Below are 13,392 nucleotides of genomic sequence, written 5' to 3'. Positions count from 1 at the left end.
TTCCGCATGGAAGGGCCATCGCTCAACGGATAAAAGCTACCCCGGGGATAACAGGCTTATCTCCCCCAAGAGTCCACATCGACGGGGAGGTTTGGCACCTCGATGTCGGCTCATCGCATCCTGGGGCTGTAGTCGGTCCCAAGGGTTGGGCTGTTCGCCCATTAAAGCGGTACGCGAGCTGGGTTCAGAACGTCGTGAGACAGTTCGGTCCCTATCCGTCGTGGGCGCAGGAAATTTGAGAGGAGCTGTCCTTAGTACGAGAGGACCGGGATGGACGCACCGCTGGTGTACCAGTTGTCTTGCCAAAGGCATCGCTGGGTAGCTATGTGCGGACGGGATAAGTGCTGAAAGCATCTAAGCATGAAGCCCCCCTCAAGATGAGATTTCCCATAGCGTCAAGCTAGTAAGAACCCTGAAAGATGATCAGGTTGATAGGTCAGAGGTGGAAGCACGGTGACGTGTGGAGCTGACTGATACTAATCGTTCGAGGACTTAACCATATTTAAAAGGCGAACTTGTTTTACTTTCTTCTTCAAGCATTATCTAGTTTTGAGGGAATGAGAATTTTTGAAATTTCCTCTTGCAAAATCTTAAAAAGACATTATAATAAATTATGTCTTATAAATAGTCTGGTAATTATGGCGAGAAGGTCACACCCGTTCCCATACCGAACACGGAAGTTAAGCTTCTCAGCGCCGATGGTAGTTGGGGCAGGCGCCCCTGTGAGAGTAGGACGTTGCCAGGCTGTTACAAATATGGAGGATTAGCTCAGCTGGGAGAGCATCTGCCTTACAAGCAGAGGGTCGGCGGTTCGAGCCCGTCATCCTCCACCATATGTGCCGGGGTAGCTCAATTGGTAGAGCAACTGACTTGTAATCAGTAGGTTGGGGGTTCAAGTCCTCTCGCCGGCACCATGCTTCTTATTGCTTTGATTTTAAGCAAAAAGAACTAGTTTTTTATAATAAGTATTATTTGAGCCATTAGCTCAGTTGGTAGAGCATCTGACTTTTAATCAGAGGGTCGAAGGTTCGAATCCTTCATGGCTCACCAAAGTTTTTTGCACTAGCAAAATAACTTTTTATATGCGGGTGTGGCGGAATTGGCAGACGCACCAGACTTAGGATCTGGCGCCGCAAGGCGTGGGGGTTCGACTCCCTTCACCCGCACCATTTTTGTAATTGACAAAGACTTATTATAAATGCGGAAGTAGTTCAGTGGTAGAACATCACCTTGCCAAGGTGGGGGTCGCGGGTTCGAATCCCGTCTTCCGCTCCATAAAATGCCGGGGTGGCGGAACTGGCAGACGCACAGGACTTAAAATCCTGCGGTAGGTGACTACCGTACCGGTTCGATTCCGGTCCTCGGCACCAAGGTTTTTTACAAAAGTAAAATAACCAAGTTTTTTGCAAGAACAAATAATTTTTATTAATATGCGCCCGTAGCTCAATTGGATAGAGCATCTGACTACGAATCAGAAGGTTGTAGGTTCGACTCCCGCCGGGCGCATTGTTTTCTTTCGGGAAGTAGCTCAGCTTGGTAGAGCACTTGGTTTGGGACCAAGGGGTCGCAGGTTCGAATCCTGTCTTCCCGACCATTCTTAACATCATTTTGGGGCCTTAGCTCAGCTGGGAGAGCGCCTGCCTTGCACGCAGGAGGTCAGCGGTTCGATCCCGCTAGGCTCCACCAAATTTTTTCACGATGGTGAAAAAACTTTCAATATAATTATATATTTGGCGGTGTAGCTCAGCTGGCTAGAGCGTTCGGTTCATACCCGAAAGGTCGGGGGTTCGACTCCCTCCGCCGCTACCAAATATAATTTTATACCTTTTAAATTAAAACTTTCTAGTTTTAAGAACTTTAACTTGGACCTTTAGCTCAGCTGGTTAGAGCAGACGGCTCATAACCGTCCGGTCGTAGGTTCGAGTCCTACAAGGTCCACCAGTAATTTTTTATTTGGAGGAATACCCAAGTTCGGCTGAAGGGATCGGTCTTGAAAACCGACAGGCGGGTCATACCGCGCGGGGGTTCGAATCCCTCTTCCTCCTCCATATTATTTTAATATTTTATTGTCGCGGGGTGGAGCAGTCCGGTAGCTCGTCGGGCTCATAACCCGAAGGTCGCAGGTTCAAATCCTGTCCCCGCAATTGGTCCGGTAGTTCAGTTGGTTAGAATGCCTGCCTGTCACGCAGGAGGTCGCGGGTTCGAGTCCCGTCCGGACCGCCATTTTTAAAAAAGAATTATAAATGGCTCAGTAAAAGTTTAGGAAACAATATTAATCATGGCTCAGTAGCTCAGTCGGTAGAGCAAAGGACTGAAAATCCTTGTGTCGGCGGTTCGATTCCGTCCTGAGCCACCATTTATTTTAATTTAATAATAGTATAGTGGCGATTGTGGCGAAGTGGTTAACGCACCTGATTGTGGTTCAGGCATTCGTGGGTTCGATTCCCATCAGTCGCCCCATTATAAAATGATAATGCGGGTGTAGTTTAGTGGTAAAACCTCAGCCTTCCAAGCTGATGATGAGAGTTCGATTCTCTTCACCCGCTCCAATTAAGGGCCTATAGCTCAGCTGGTTAGAGCGCACGCCTGATAAGCGTGAGGTCGATGGTTCGAGTCCATTTAGGCCCATTTTTAATATTATTCCGCAGTAGCTCAGTGGTAGGACGAGCATAACATCATGAATATACTGCGAGTTGTACACACCGAGATGCTTCTTGCGTTACTTACTGAGGTGGTGACACAGTAACAAATAAAGGTTTAGGCAACAACTTTAATTATTCCGCAGTAGCTCAGTGGTAGAGCTATCGGCTGTTAACCGATCGGTCGTAGGTTCGAGTCCTACCTGCGGAGCCATATTTTGGGGAAGTACTCAAGAGGCTGAAGAGGCGCCCCTGCTAAGGGTGTAGGTCGGGTGACCGGCGCGAGGGTTCAAATCCCTCCTTCTCCGCCATTATATTAAGGCCCCTTGGTCAAGTGGTTAAGACACCTCCCTTTCACGGAGGTAACACGGGTTCGAATCCCGTAGGGGTCATATTTAAGGCTGATGACATTTGTCATCAGCCTTTTTTGTATTTTAAGATTTTACTACAGTTGCAGCTCTATCGTATCGTGCCCGCTAAGCTGGATTATTGGTTATATAGGGAACGATACTCGAAGAATCGTGCCTATTAAACAAGATGAATGATGTTGAAGGGAACGATACTCGAAGAATCGTTCCCAATAAACAAGATGAATGGTGTTTAAAGGAACGATACCCGGAGATCGTGATTATTAATCAAGATTAGTGTTGTTAAACATTCTCTAAACTTAGTGATAATCCAGTTTCATAATACTAGTAATTTGTGGAACCTAAGCAGCGTTGTTCGTTTCCTTATATTGCTATATTAATATATCTTCTTATTTTTCCCCCCTTCGAAAAAACCGTTGATAACGCTTACATTTGACCAAAAGGTTGAATTTGTAATGGTGATATTTCTCACAAATCAAATAATATTTTTTACCTGAAAAACTAAAAAACTTTAGGTATTTTTGTCATTAGGTGATAAAAACCTTGTCGTTTTGTGTTGAATTTTGAAAAAAAATAGAGAATGCTAGAATGTTTTATCGCTAATTGTCAGAAAAGATAAAAAAGTTTCACGAGGAATATATGAAAATTGCACTTATAATTAACCTTTGAAATACATATTTTCATGAGGATGAGGTTAACAATGGCAGTGAATACTTTATTTCCTACGGATTTTCAGTTGCATTTATTTCATGAGGGAAACCTTTTTCAAAGTCATCAACTATTTGGTGCGCATATATTGAGGAATTCCGAAAAGGTTGTCACAAGATTTTGTGTATGGGCTCCGAATGCATTAAAGGTAAGACTTGTAGGCGATTTTAATGGATGGAATGGAGAAGGCTATGATTTACAAAGGATAAACAAAGAAGGTGTCTGGATTCTTATTGTTAATCACGACATGGATGGAAGCTTATACAAATATGAGATATTCACAGCAAATGGTGAAAGAATCTTAAAAGCAGATCCATTTGCCTTTTTCTCTGAACTAAGACCAAACACTGCTTCGATTGTCTACTCCATAAAAAACTATAAATGGAAAGATAACCTTTGGATCCAACAAAGAGAAAAAAGAAATATCCTATCTGAACCAGAGATCATCTATGAAGTCCATCTTGGTTCTTGGAAGAAGCATTCAAATGGGGAGTTTCTATCATATAAAGAACTGGCTTCGGAACTTATTCCATATGTGGTTGAGCATGGGTTTACACATATTGAATTATTACCGCTTATCGAACACCCGCTAGATATATCTTGGGGATATCAGGGAACAGGATATTTTTCGGCGACATCTCGTTATGGTAAGCCAGAGGACTTAATGTATTTTGTTGACCAATGTCACCAGAATGGAATAGGTGTCATCCTTGATTGGGTACCAGGGCATTTTTGTAAAGACGCACATGGTCTATACAATTTCGATGGGACGCATATATATTCTTATAGCAACGAGAGTGATAGGGAGAATTTAGTCTGGGGAACAGCGAACTTTGACTTAGGTAAAGGAGAAGTCCAAAGCTTTCTTATCTCAAATGCATTTTTTTGGATGGAGTATTTCCATGTTGATGGATTTAGGATGGATGCAGTCGCAAACATTATTTATTGGCCGAATGCTGCAGAAAAACAGGAAAACCCAATGGGTCTTTCCTTTTTGAAAAAATTAAATAAAGAGGTTCATGATTTTGACCCCACATTCTTAATGATCGGAGAGGACTCTACTGACTTCCCAAATGTGACTGCTCCCGTCCATTATGGAGGCTTAGGTTTCGATTATAAATGGAATATGGGGTGGATGAATGACATTCTAGAGTATGTAGAAACCCCGCCATACTCCCGCTCCAGTGTTCACTCAAAAGTTACTTTTTCTCTCTTTTATGCCTTTTCAGAAAATTTCATGCTTCCAATTTCGCATGATGAAGTGGTTCATGGAAAAAAGTCGCTGCTTGATAAAATGCCGGGTGATTATTGGGAAAAGTTTGCTCAGCTGCGTTTACTGCTTGGTTTTATGTTTGCACACCCTGGTAAAAAGCATTTATTTATGGGATTTGAAATAGGGCAGTTTTCAGAATGGAAGGATAAAGAACAATTGGATTGGCATCTATTAGATTATGACATGCACCAAAAGGTAAACAAGTATGTTAAGCAATTAACAAAGTTTTACAAACGATCGAAACCCCTTTACGAGCTTGATCATATACAAAATGGATTTGAATGGATTGATGCGAATAATCAAGAACAATCAATTTTTTCTTTTATACGCAAAGGGAAAACTGCAGATGATTTCTTAATAATCCTTTGTAATTTTACAGGCATTGGTTATTCAGATTATAAAATCGGAGTTCCAGTTTTAGGCGAGTTCCGCGAAGCTTTTTCAAGTGACCTGGAGGAGTATGGCGGTGCCAGCAATGTTAATAAAAAGACAATTAGGGCTTTAGAAGAGCCGTTTCATAGTAACCCATTTTCGATTGAAGTGGTAATCCCGCCTTATGGTTTTCAAATCATTCGGAAAGTGAAAAAACGAAAGGAGAGATTAGGTAATGGCAAAGAAAAAGTGCGTAGCCATGTTATTAGCAGGAGGGAAAGGAAGTAGGCTGAATTCTTTAACGAAAGACCTTGCGAAGCCTGCAGTGCCATTTGGAGGAAAATACCGAATAATTGATTTTACTTTGAGCAACTGTGCTAATTCTGGAATTGACACTGTTGGGGTTTTAACACAATATCAGCCGTTGGTCCTGAATTCCTACATTGGGATTGGCAGTGCATGGGATCTTGATCGTAAGGATGGAGGCGTAACCGTATTACCCCCATACAGTGAGTCATCGGAGGTTAAATGGTATACAGGTACGGCAAGCGCCATTTATCAAAACCTTAATTACTTGAAACAATATCAGCCTGAATATGTATTAATCCTTTCAGGCGATCATATTTACAAAATGAACTATGAAAACATGCTGGAATATCATATCCAACAGCGAGCGGATGTCACCATTTCCTTAATTGAAGTCCCATGGGCTGAAGCAAGCCGGTTTGGAATTATGAATACAAACGAGGATATGAGAGTAACAGAATTTGAGGAAAAGCCTGCTAATCCAAAGAACAATCTTGCTTCAATGGGCATCTATATCTTTAACTGGAATGTACTGAAAGAATATTTAGAAATGGATGCAAGAACTGCCAGCTCAAGCCACGATTTCGGTAAAGATGTCATTCCTATGCTTTTAGAGGAAAAAAAGAAATTATATGCTTATCCGTTTAAAGGCTATTGGAAAGATGTCGGTACGGTACAAAGTCTGTGGGAAGCAAACATGGATCTATTAAATGATGAATGTACACTAGATTTGTTTGATCATGATTGGAGGATCTATTCAGTCAATCCTAATCAGCCTCCACAGTATATTTCCTCTGAAGCAATAGTAAAAGAGTCACTAATTAATGAAGGCTGTACGATTGAAGGGGAAATTGATAAATCGGTGCTATTTCAAGGGGTTAGTGTTGGAAAAGGTTCAATTATCAGAGAGTCTGTTATTATGCCAGATGCAATCATTGGAAAAAACGTGAAGATAGAAAAGGCGATTATTCCATGTGATGTCTCTATTCCTGATGGGACGATTATTCGGTCTTTAGATAATGAAATTATTCTAGTGACTGAGGAAATGTTAAGTGAGTTATATCCTGTAATTTGAACTACTTGCCACTTAAGTAGCAAGATTCCTGCGAACACCAGTGTAACCACCAGTTATCTTAGCAGGCTAACCCCGTAGTCCCTACGGTTAAAAAAGTGAAAGTCTTGTCCATCCAGTTCGCAACACTCCCTACTTTGCTTGGTTTTCGCTACTTCGGTGAGTGTGGAGGCGAAGATGCTTACACATTTTACGCTATCAAGCCTTTCGGGTAGCAACCTCCTATGTGTAGTTTTCAAAGAACGATGATACAACTATATTTAACATAAGAACAGGTGTTTGTAAAATTTTAATCGATTCATCCTATTCTAAAGAAACGGGTGTTCTCGATTAATTCATAAAAACAATTAAAACTATGGGAACTGTCTAGCTAAGGGCGCCAATTAATCAAATCAGGCGGCGTCTCAGGCTTTATTTTGGGAGGGACTCGGAATTGAAAAGAAAGCTATTAGGTGTTATAGATGCAACCACTTATCATGATGATTTAGAGGAACTTTTGACCCACCGTTCACTGGCAGCACTGCCTTTTGCAGGGCGCTATCGTATTATTGATTTTGTTCTATCGAATATGGTGAACTCAGGAATTCGGAGCGTAGCAATCTTTCCGAAAATGACGTACCGTTCGTTAATGGATCATCTTGGTTCAGGGAAAAATTGGGACTTAAACCGAAAACGAGATGGTCTTTTCTTTTTCCCATCACCAATTGTTGATTATGATAATAATAAAATAGGTTCATTTGAACAATTTGGTGCAAATATAGACTTCTTCTATCGCAGCTCGCAGGAGTATTCAATCATTACGAATTGTTATACCGTTTTTAATATGAATTTCAGACCCCTGTTAGATTGGCATATTGATTCAAATTGTGATATCACCGAAATTTATCATAAAGATGGGTCTTCGATGGAGATGTATTTAGTCAAAACCTCTTTACTAATTAAATTAATTGAAACAAGAAATGAAACAGGATATACATGCATGCGGGATGTAGTAATGGACCTTAAAAATCTCTACTCCATTTGCCGCTATGAATATGCAGGATATACAATGATGATTAATTCCATCCAAAACTATTTTTCTACTAGTATGAGTTTGTTGAAATCGGATGTTTGGAAGCAATTATTCTTAAAAGACCAGCCAATTATCACTAAGGTAAAAGATGAGCCGCCCACTCGATATTTTAAGGGGGCCAGTGTGAAAAATACAATGATTGCTAATGGATGCTTAGTAAGTGGTAGTATTGAAAATAGTATCATCGCCAGAGGTGTGAAAATTGGAAAGGGAGTCGTCATCAAGAATAGTATCATCATGCAAAAATGCCAAATCGAAGATGATTGTTACCTGGATTCCGTTATTTTAGATAAAGATGTGAAGGTAGAGGCTGGAGCCATCCTGACGGGATCAGCGGCTACTCCATTTGTTGTTCGGAAAGGTACGAAACAAGGAGCGTTGATGAACTCGTGAAAGTATTATTTGCTGTATCCGAGTGCGGACCGTTTGCTAAATCCGGGGGGCTTGCAGATGTAGCAGGGTCCCTTCCTAAAGAACTGAAAAGTCTTGGTACTGATGTCAGGGTCATGCTCCCCAAATATGGAACGATTGCCGAGAGCCATAAAAGTAAAATGAAAAAGATAAAGGAATTTACCGTTCCAGTCGGCTGGAGAAATCAATATTGTGGAATTGAAGAACTCAGCTATAAAGATGTTACTTATTATTTTATCGATAATGAGTACTACTTTAAGCGGGATGGGCTTTATGGATATTTTGATGATGGAGAACGGTTTGCGTATTTCAATCGGGCTGTTTTGGAAGCCTTAGCGCATCTCGACTTTTATCCGGATGTTTTGCATTGCCATGATTGGCATACGGCAATGATTCCATTTCTGCTAAGGATGGAATATTACAAGCGCAAAGGATATGGTCTCATTCGTACTGTTTTTACCATTCATAACCTGCAATTCCAAGGGGTTTTTCCAAAAGAAACATTAGGAGACTTGTTGGGGTTAGATTTTAAGTTATTTCACCCTGAGCATTTAGAGTTTTTCGGAAATATTAACTTTATGAAAGGGGCACTTGTAGCAGCCGACAAAATTACAACTGTCAGCCCAACCTATAAACAGGAAATACAAAGTGTCGAATATGGTGAAAAACTGGAAGGTCTTTTAAAAACAAGAGAAGAGGATTTGTTTGGAATCTTGAATGGGATTGATGAAGAATTTTATAATCCAGCCAATGACCCGCTCATTTATCAAACCTATACGACAAAAGACTCTGCAAAAAAATCTGTAAACAAAAGTGAGGTCCAAAAATATTTTGGGCTGCCGCAAAGCTCTGAAACACCGTTAATGGTGATGATTACTAGACTTACTAAACAAAAAGGTCTGGATCTCGTAAAAAGTATCCTTAGAGAAATTTTACAGGAGGATTTGCAGCTTATCGTCCTCGGAACTGGAGATTATGAGTACGAAGAATACTTGCGGCAGGCAGCAAGTATTTACCCTGAAAAATTAAAGGTACACATCGGTTTTAATGAGAGTCTTGCTCATAAACTGTATGCTGGTGCTGATTTGTTTTTAATGCCTTCCCGCTTTGAGCCTTGTGGTCTTGGTCAATTGATTGCGATGAAATATGGTGCTGTTCCAATTGTTAGAGAAACAGGCGGTCTTAATGACACGGTAAAATCATGGAATGAACATACAGGTGAAGGAAACGGGTTTTCTTTTAAACACTTTAGTGCCCATGACATGCTGTATACAATCAAACGGGCATTAAACTTTTATCATGACGAGGCTTGGGGAACAATCGTTCAAACAGCGATGGACAAGGATAATAGCTGGGCTCAATCAGCATTTAGGTATAACCAGTTATATGCAGAGCTCATCTCAAGGAGTGAAACCCATGTTTTCTAGTACGATAGAGTTTAAGAATACCTTTTTAAAAAGACTTGAAATGGTATGCGGTAAAAGCTTTTCTGAGAGTTCAGACAGAGACCATTATCAAACACTGGGAAATATGATACGAGAATTTGTAAGCAATGATTGGATTAAAACAAATGAGCGTTATCATTCTACAAGAGAAAAGCAAGTCTATTACCTCTCAATTGAATTTTTACTGGGTAAACTTCTAAGGCAGAACTTAATTAATTTAGGTATTGAGGAAACGGTCCAAGAGGGACTTCAAGAACTTGGAATAGATTTAAGTGAACTTGAGGAATTAGAGGCAGATGCTGGTTTAGGAAATGGCGGCTTGGGAAGATTGGCCGCCTGTTTTCTGGATTCACTTGCAACGCTTAATCTTCCAGGGCACGGACATGGAATTCGCTACAAACATGGCCTATTTGAGCAGAAAATTGTTGATGGCTACCAAGTTGAGCTCCCAGAGCAATGGCTAAGAAGCGGGAATGTCTGGGAAATCCGTAAAGTGGACTTGGCTGTGAAAATACCTTTTTGGGGGAAGGTTGAAGGAAGGGTCGATAACGGCCGTCTTGTCTTTCAACATTTGAATGCAGAAACGGTAACGGCGGTACCTCACGACATGCCTGTCATTGGTTATAATACCGGGACAATTAATACATTAAGACTTTGGAATGCTGATCCATCGCAATTCCCTGTTCATGCAGATATATTAAAATATAAAAGGGAAACCGAATCCGTTTCAGAGCTTTTATATCCCGATGATACCCATGATGAAGGGAAAATCTTACGGCTGAAGCAACAATATTTTTTGGTATCAGCTAGTATTCAGTCGATTATTCGATTGTATCGCAAACAACATGGAGATTTAAAAGATTTCCATCAACATGTATGTATCCATATTAACGATACCCACCCAGTATTGGCTATTCCAGAGTTAATGAGAATTCTAGTTGATGAGGAAGGCTTTGCTTGGGAACAAGCATGGGAAATAACCAATCATACGATTTCATATACCAATCATACGACATTGTCAGAAGCATTGGAAAAATGGCCGATTAGGATTTTCCAGCCTTTGTTACCGAGGATTTATATGATTGTTGAAGAAATTAATGAGCGATTTTGCAGAGAGCTATGGGAACAGTATACAGGTGAATGGGAACGAATAGGAAAGTTAGCAATTATCGGTGATGGTTTTGTAAGAATGGCTCATTTGGCTATAGTCGGAAGTTTCAGTGTTAATGGGGTGGCAAAGCTTCATACTGAAATTCTTAAGAAACGTGAGATGAAGGAGTTTTATCAGCTTTTTCCAGAAAAATTTAATAATAAAACCAATGGAATCGCCCATCGCCGCTGGTTGTTAAAGGCAAACCCGCCCCTATCATCGTTAATTTCAGAATCGATTGGGTCTTCATGGACCCATTCACCAAGAGAGCTTATCCAACTGCTTAAATATGAAAATGATCCTTCATTTCTAAAGCAGCTCTTGAAAATAAAAAATGAAAACAAGCAAAGACTTGCCACAATCATTCAAAGTAAAAACGGGGTCATCGTCGACCCAAGTGCGATATTTGATATTCAAGTTAAACGGCTTCATGCCTATAAAAGACAGCTGCTAAAGGTATTGCACATTATGTATCTCTATAACTGGATTAAAGAAGATTCAAGTTTCTCTATGGTTCCTCGAGTTTTCATTTTTGGAGCAAAAGCGTCTCCTGGTTATTATTACGCCAAAAAAATAATTAAACTTATTAATACAGTTGCTGAAAAGGTAAATAATGATCCAGTTATCGGAGAGAAAATGAAGGTAATCTTTCTCGAAAATTATCGTGTGTCTCTTGCAGAAAAGGTGTTCCCTGCAGCTGACTTAAGTGAACAAATTTCCACCGCCAGTAAAGAGGCGTCCGGTACTGGAAATATGAAATTTATGATTAATGGTGCCTTAACAGTAGGTACCTTAGACGGTGCCAATATTGAGATTCATGAATTAGTCGGTGATGCCAATATCTTTACATATGGACTTACTGCAGACGAAGTTCTCCATTATTCACAGCATGGAGGCTATCAATCGAAAGAATATTATCATCATGATAGCCGTATCCGGCAGGCAGTAGACCAACTAGTAAATGGCTTTTTCCCAGGTGTGTACAATGAATTCGAACCTATTTTTGATTCCTTGCTTGAGGAGAACGATCAATACTTCGTTCTTAAGGATTTTGCGCCATATGCTGATATTCAAAAAACGATTGGAGTAACCTTTAAGGATCAACAGGTTTGGCAAAGAAAGTGCCTAATAAATATCGCCCATGCTGGTTATTTTTCAAGTGACCGAACCATTAAGGAATACGCCGATCAAATTTGGGGGATCAAGCCTGTATAATAGGCTTAGTTAAACTTGCCTGTTGATTGGAGCTCCAGGCACTTCGCTTTCCGCGGGCGTGCCGGGGAGCCTCCTTGGCGCTAAAGCGCCTGCGGAGTCTCCCCAGCCCCGTACTCCCGCAGGAGTCTCGTGCCTTCCGCTCCAATCAACAAGTTTTATAATCACCATATGACCTTTATTACAGCCTATATATAAAAAACTTCTGCCAAAACGGCAGAAGTTTTTTATATAAAGTAGCCAATAAAAACACCAATCGCGAGTAAAAAGCCGAAAATCGTGTTTGTTTGTGCAGTAGCCTTCATTGCTGGAGCCATTTGAAGCTGTGTGGTTCCTGCAAAAAAGGCTTTGATTGCTTTAATTGCCTTTGGTGCACTTAGAACGACGAGAGCACTCCAAATTGGTGTCACCGCATAAATAATGAGACCGATAACCCAAAGATAAGATACAATGAACATGATCGCTAGCAAATAAACTGCCTTCTGTTTGCCTAAAAGAATAGCAAGTGTTTTACGCCCATTCTCCTTATCACCATCAAGGTCGCGAATATTATTCGAAAAATTAATCGCTCCCACTAGGATGAAAATCGGAATAGAAACAAGAATACTAGTAGTTGTAACAGTTCCAGTTTGAATGAAAAAGGTGATTAGGGTAATTAGCATGCCCATGAAGAATCCAGAAAATAATTCACCAAATGGTGTATAAGCAATCGGTAAAGGACCGCCGCTATATAAGTAACCAAATGCCATACAAATAAGGCCAACTAATGCCAACATCCAACTGCTACTCATGCAGATATAAATGCCCAATAGCAATGAAATTCCATATAAGCTTAAGGCAATTTTCATCACTGTTTTTGGCTTCATGCCATCGCGGACGATTGTACCGCCAATCCCAACTGAATGCTCGTTATCCAAGCCGCGCTTAAAATCATAATACTCATTAAACATATTTGTTGCCGCTTGGATTAATAGGCTAGCAAGTAACATCGCTATAAATAGTCCAAGATGTGTTTTTCCAAACTGAAGTGCCAGTGCTGTTCCGAGTAATACAGGAACAAAAGATGCGGTTAATGTATGTGGACGAGTCATTTGCCACCAAACCTGGAAACCACGGTTTGACTCAACAGCAGGTTTTGAACTATGCTGTAAATTTGTCTGCATTCTTGAGTTCTCTCCCTTTAAAAAGTAGTCATTTTTTATAGTTTGTATATTTAGATTGTACTTGGACAAAGATTCTTTCCAAACCTAAGTGTATGGAATCTGCCGAGTAGTGTCAATGGATATTTACTAGCCGATTTAGTAGATAATTCCTGTATGACTATAATGTTATTAATCGAGGGAAAATGTAATTAACGAATAAAT

General features: G+C 40.5%; 6 protein-coding genes, 21 tRNA genes and 2 rRNA genes (1 of these 29 only partly in view). 28 read left to right on the top strand and 1 reads right to left on the bottom strand.

From position 1 onward, the window contains the following. The 28 genes from NSS81_RS06600 to NSS81_RS06465 form a co-directional block, all read left to right on the top strand. Nucleotides 1-500, top strand: a 23S ribosomal RNA gene (locus NSS81_RS06600); it begins 2,438 nt to the left of the window's first position. Between the two features lie 128 nt (nucleotides 501-628). Continuing rightward, nucleotides 629-745: ribosomal RNA gene (rrf, locus tag NSS81_RS06595) — 5S ribosomal RNA — on the top strand. Nucleotides 746-757: 12 nt separating this feature from the next. Beyond that, nucleotides 758-833 (top strand) — tRNA-Val (locus NSS81_RS06590). A 5-nt stretch (nucleotides 834-838) separates the two neighbouring features. Further along, a tRNA-Thr gene (locus NSS81_RS06585) sits at nucleotides 839-914 on the top strand. 60 nt (nucleotides 915-974) lie between these two features. Continuing rightward, nucleotides 975-1,050 (top strand) — tRNA-Lys (locus NSS81_RS06580). Between the two features lie 34 nt (nucleotides 1,051-1,084). After that, a tRNA-Leu gene (locus tag NSS81_RS06575) sits at nucleotides 1,085-1,169 on the top strand. A gap of 31 nt (nucleotides 1,170-1,200) precedes the next feature. Beyond that, a tRNA-Gly gene (locus tag NSS81_RS06570) sits at nucleotides 1,201-1,275 on the top strand. A 6-nt stretch (nucleotides 1,276-1,281) separates the two neighbouring features. Continuing rightward, nucleotides 1,282-1,370, top strand: a tRNA-Leu gene (locus tag NSS81_RS06565). Nucleotides 1,371-1,432: 62 nt separating this feature from the next. Continuing rightward, a tRNA-Arg gene (locus NSS81_RS06560) sits at nucleotides 1,433-1,506 on the top strand. Nucleotides 1,507-1,517: 11 nt separating this feature from the next. Next, nucleotides 1,518-1,594 (top strand) — tRNA-Pro (locus NSS81_RS06555). A 16-nt stretch (nucleotides 1,595-1,610) separates the two neighbouring features. Continuing rightward, nucleotides 1,611-1,686: transfer RNA gene (locus NSS81_RS06550), tRNA-Ala, on the top strand. 46 nt (nucleotides 1,687-1,732) lie between these two features. Continuing rightward, nucleotides 1,733-1,809 (top strand) — tRNA-Met (locus NSS81_RS06545). Nucleotides 1,810-1,864: 55 nt separating this feature from the next. Further along, nucleotides 1,865-1,941: transfer RNA gene (locus NSS81_RS06540), tRNA-Ile, on the top strand. Nucleotides 1,942-1,955: 14 nt separating this feature from the next. Beyond that, nucleotides 1,956-2,048, top strand: a tRNA-Ser gene (locus NSS81_RS06535). A gap of 22 nt (nucleotides 2,049-2,070) precedes the next feature. Continuing rightward, nucleotides 2,071-2,144: transfer RNA gene (locus NSS81_RS06530), tRNA-Met, on the top strand. 2 nt (nucleotides 2,145-2,146) lie between these two features. After that, a tRNA-Asp gene (locus NSS81_RS06525) sits at nucleotides 2,147-2,223 on the top strand. A 57-nt stretch (nucleotides 2,224-2,280) separates the two neighbouring features. Then, a tRNA-Phe gene (locus NSS81_RS06520) sits at nucleotides 2,281-2,356 on the top strand. A gap of 28 nt (nucleotides 2,357-2,384) precedes the next feature. Continuing rightward, nucleotides 2,385-2,460: transfer RNA gene (locus NSS81_RS06515), tRNA-His, on the top strand. A 15-nt stretch (nucleotides 2,461-2,475) separates the two neighbouring features. After that, nucleotides 2,476-2,549: transfer RNA gene (locus tag NSS81_RS06510), tRNA-Gly, on the top strand. A 5-nt stretch (nucleotides 2,550-2,554) separates the two neighbouring features. Beyond that, a tRNA-Ile gene (locus NSS81_RS06505) sits at nucleotides 2,555-2,628 on the top strand. Between the two features lie 150 nt (nucleotides 2,629-2,778). After that, nucleotides 2,779-2,853: transfer RNA gene (locus tag NSS81_RS06500), tRNA-Asn, on the top strand. A gap of 6 nt (nucleotides 2,854-2,859) precedes the next feature. Beyond that, nucleotides 2,860-2,950 (top strand) — tRNA-Ser (locus NSS81_RS06495). A 9-nt stretch (nucleotides 2,951-2,959) separates the two neighbouring features. Further along, nucleotides 2,960-3,031, top strand: a tRNA-Glu gene (locus tag NSS81_RS06490). A gap of 676 nt (nucleotides 3,032-3,707) precedes the next feature. After that, nucleotides 3,708-5,648, top strand: a complete 1,941-nt coding sequence (gene glgB, locus NSS81_RS06485; protein WP_342432721.1) for a 1,4-alpha-glucan branching protein GlgB — start codon at nucleotides 3,708-3,710, stop codon at nucleotides 5,646-5,648. Beyond that, the gene (locus tag NSS81_RS06480; protein WP_342432720.1) at nucleotides 5,596-6,741 is read left to right on the top strand and encodes a glucose-1-phosphate adenylyltransferase; all 1,146 of its coding nucleotides are present in this window, start codon (nucleotides 5,596-5,598) and stop codon (nucleotides 6,739-6,741) included. The genes glgB and NSS81_RS06480 overlap by 53 nt, the downstream gene beginning before the upstream one ends. A gap of 430 nt (nucleotides 6,742-7,171) precedes the next feature. After that, complete coding sequence (locus NSS81_RS06475; protein WP_342432719.1) at nucleotides 7,172-8,203, top strand: sugar phosphate nucleotidyltransferase; 1,032 nt, start codon at nucleotides 7,172-7,174, stop codon at nucleotides 8,201-8,203. Next, nucleotides 8,200-9,648, top strand: coding sequence for a glycogen synthase GlgA (gene glgA, locus NSS81_RS06470; protein WP_342432718.1), 1,449 nt, complete (start codon nucleotides 8,200-8,202; stop codon nucleotides 9,646-9,648). The genes NSS81_RS06475 and glgA overlap by 4 nt, the downstream gene beginning before the upstream one ends. Then, nucleotides 9,638-12,031, top strand: a complete 2,394-nt coding sequence (locus NSS81_RS06465) for a glycogen/starch/alpha-glucan phosphorylase (protein WP_342432717.1) — start codon at nucleotides 9,638-9,640, stop codon at nucleotides 12,029-12,031. Before glgA ends, NSS81_RS06465 begins: the two co-directional genes overlap by 11 nt. 224 nt (nucleotides 12,032-12,255) lie before the next feature. On the opposite strand, the gene NSS81_RS06460 is transcribed toward NSS81_RS06465, so the two are convergent. Continuing rightward, the gene (locus NSS81_RS06460) at nucleotides 12,256-13,191 is read right to left on the bottom strand and encodes a 1,4-dihydroxy-2-naphthoate polyprenyltransferase (RefSeq protein ID WP_342432716.1); all 936 of its coding nucleotides are present in this window, start codon (nucleotides 13,189-13,191) and stop codon (nucleotides 12,256-12,258) included. Between the last annotated feature and the right edge of the window lie 201 nt (nucleotides 13,192-13,392).

The sequence above is a fragment of the Neobacillus sp. FSL H8-0543 genome (assembly GCF_038592905.1).
Lineage (GTDB): Bacteria > Bacillota > Bacilli > Bacillales > Cytobacillaceae > Neobacillus.
Note: the sequence above shows the minus strand (reverse complement) of the source record. Positions and strands in the feature narration are given on the sequence as shown.